Source organism: Microcoleus sp. BM001215392 (assembly GCF_036700185.1).
Classification (GTDB): Bacteria; Cyanobacteriota; Cyanobacteriia; order Cyanobacteriales; family Microcoleaceae; genus Microcoleus.
Map to the genome: position 1 here is coordinate 1 of NZ_JAUBOJ010000619.1, position 2,502 is coordinate 2,502.

Sequence of the window (2,502 nt, forward strand, 5' to 3'; positions counted from 1 at the left end):
TTAGTCCGCGAAGGCGGACTTTGTTTGTGTAGACGCGGTTTCAACCGCCGAGTTTCTCAAAAACAAAAAAACCCGGTTTATCCAAAAAACCGGGTTCAATCATCAGCAATCCTACAACTGCTTCACCTCAGCAACCAACTTCGCAACCACATCCTTCGCGCTACCAAACAACATCATCGTCTTATCCTTATAAAACAACTCATTGTCAACACCCGAAAAACCAGCACTCATCCCGCGCTTAATTACGATCGTATGTTTGGCCTTATCAACCTCCAAAATCGGCATCCCGTAAATCGGGCTCGCCGTATCGTGGCGCGCCGCCGGATTCACCACATCATTCGCCCCGATTACCAAAGCAACATCGGTTTCGTCAAATTGCGGGTTGATATCGTCCATATCGTACAACTGCGGGTAAGGCACGTTTGCTTCTGCTAGCAGCACATTCATGTGCCCCGGCATCCGCCCAGCTACCGGGTGAATGGCGTATTTCACGTCAACACCCATTTTTTCCAAACCGTCGGCTAACTCGCGCACGGCGTGTTGTGCTTGCGCTACAGCCATTCCGTAGCCCGGAATAATCACAACCGATCGCGCATAGCCTAACATCATCGCACTTTCTTCGAGATTGATGCTGCGGACTGTTTTGTCGATCGCCCCACCAGCAACCCCAGCAGCCGCAGCACTTCCACCACCGCTACCGAAGGCGCTAAATAACACGCTAGAAAGCGATCGATTCATCGCCTTACACATGATTTGCGTCAAAATAATCCCCGACGCGCCCACCAATGCACCAGCGATAATCAGCATATTGTTCATCAAAATGAACCCAGCCACACTCGCCGCAATCCCCGAATAAGAGTTAAGCAGCGACACCACCACGGGCATATCACCGCCACCAATCGGGAGCACAAACATGATTCCCAGGATATTGGAAATCGCCACCAAACCGAGGAATACCGGCACATTTTCGGGATTAGTCAGCATATAACCACTGCCGGCTAAAAGTGCGATCGCCAGCAAAGCATTAAACGGCTGTTGTAGCGGAAACGTCATCGGCGCACCCGGTAGCAATTCTTGCAGCTTCGCAAACGCCACAAGGCTACCAGTGAAAGTGATTCCGCCAATCAACACGCCCAACAAAATCGTGATTGTCGCGTCAGGTGCCGGCGATTCCGGGATGCTGAGATAGCGCCAGAATTCGCCCACAGCAACGAGTGCAGAAGCCGCACCCCCAAAGCCGTTAAGCAAACCCACCATCTGCGGCATATCCGTCATCGCGACGGTATTTGCCATAATTGTTCCCAAAATGGAACCGATGATAATTCCGACAGCAATCAATTCGTAGCTGACTACTTGCTTTTCCAGCAACGTACCGACGATCGCGATCAACATCCCGATCGCAGCTAACACATTTCCTTGACGGGCGGTTGCGGGCGATCCCAACTGTTTCAAACCGACGATAAACAAAGATGCAGCAACTAAATAACCTAGTTGAATGCCGCTGGGTAAAAAATCGCTCACGCTTTAACCTCTTTTTTCTTGAACATTTGCAGCATTCGATCGGTGACTAAGAAACCAGCGACAACGTTAATTGTGGCAAGGGCGATCGCGATCGTCCCCAAAATCGAAGTAACAGTTACATTACCTTGGCCTGAAATTAGAATTGCGCCTAAAACTGCAATTCCTGAAATCGCATTGGAACCCGACATCAAAGGTGTATGTAGCGTCGGGGGGACTTTGTTAATTACTTCAAATCCCACAAACGACGCTAGGGTAAACACCACTAAACCTGCAATCAATCCTTCTGCCATAACAATTGGTAATTTGTAATTGGAAATAACTCGTTCCCGGTTGCGTCCGCCAGTTCCCGGTTGCGTTCGCCAGTCCCCGGTTGCGTTCGCCAGTCCCCGGTTGCGTTCGCCAGTTCCCGGTTGCGTCCGTCAGTCCCCGGTTGCGTCCGTCAGTTCCCGGTTGCGTCCGTCAGTCCGCCAGGGGTTAAAACCCCTGTCTAATAGCTCAAGTCCTCTGAAGAGGACTATAGAAATCTCCAATAATTCTTCTTGTGGAACCAGGATTTTGCCTGTTCAAAACAAGCTTTTCTGGAGAAGTCTAATGAGTCTTCAGTCCTCTTAAGAGGACTTTCGCTCCATCGGCAGGGGTTTCAACCCTTGCCGGACTATCGGACTTGCCGGACTTGCCGGACTGCCGGACTTGCCGGACTTGCCGGACTATCGGACTTGCCGGACTTGCCGGACTTGCCGGACTTGCCGGACTGCCGGACTTGCCGGACGATCGGTTTTACCTTAAGTCCGCCAGGGAATGAATTCCCTGGCTCATAGCTCAAGTCCTCTGAAGAGGACTAATGAGTTCTTCAGTCCTCATAGCGAGGACTTTTGCTCCATCGGCAGGGGTTTCAACCCCTGCCGGACTTGCCGGACTTGCCGGACTGCCGGACTTGCCGGACTTGCCGGACTTGCCGGACTTGCCGGACTTGCCGGACTT

2 protein-coding genes are annotated in these 2,502 nt (G+C 51.6%); both read right to left on the bottom strand.

Features of this window, described 5'->3' with window-relative positions:
* Window positions 1-111 precede the first annotated feature (111 nt).
* Window positions 112-1,521, bottom strand: coding sequence for an NAD(P)(+) transhydrogenase (Re/Si-specific) subunit beta (locus tag QT974_RS33445; protein WP_333472664.1), 1,410 nt, complete (start codon window positions 1,519-1,521; stop codon window positions 112-114).
* A complete protein-coding gene (locus tag QT974_RS33450) occupies window positions 1,518-1,811 on the bottom strand; it encodes an NAD(P) transhydrogenase subunit alpha (RefSeq protein ID WP_106150865.1) in 294 nt (97 codons plus the stop codon). The genes QT974_RS33445 and QT974_RS33450 overlap by 4 nt, the downstream gene beginning before the upstream one ends.
* Window positions 1,812-2,502: the final 691 nt, after the last annotated feature.